Origin of the sequence: Campylobacter sp. W0014 (genome assembly GCF_020135975.1) — a bacterium.
In the GTDB taxonomy this organism is placed as follows: domain Bacteria; phylum Campylobacterota; class Campylobacteria; order Campylobacterales; family Campylobacteraceae; genus Campylobacter_D.
Map to the genome: position 1 here is coordinate 1 of NZ_JACHTR010000125.1, position 276 is coordinate 276.

Below are 276 nucleotides of genomic sequence, written 5' to 3' on the forward strand. Positions count from 1 at the left end.
TTCTCATCTTCATAAAAAAAGATTCCATTATTATGGCTTAATCTTGTAATAAAGTCTAAATCACTTTCATTGTATTGAGAAATGAGTTCTTGTTCTTCATAATTAAAATGTATATTAGAATAATCAATTTCTTTATGTAAGATATCTTGATAAAAACCAAGGGTTTGTTTGATCACTTCTATAATATTAGTATGAGTATAAATACGATTGGCTTTATTTAAAGAAAGTCTTTTTAAAACAGATTCTAGTTTAAAAGAAAAAAAGTGTTTGTATTTT

1 protein-coding gene is annotated in these 276 nt (G+C 22.8%); it reads right to left on the minus strand.

Annotated features, from left to right (window positions below; translation table 11 throughout):
- A partial coding sequence (locus H2277_RS09245; RefSeq protein ID WP_337201990.1) for a contractile injection system protein, VgrG/Pvc8 family occupies positions 1-276 on the minus strand: 276 nt, incomplete at both ends.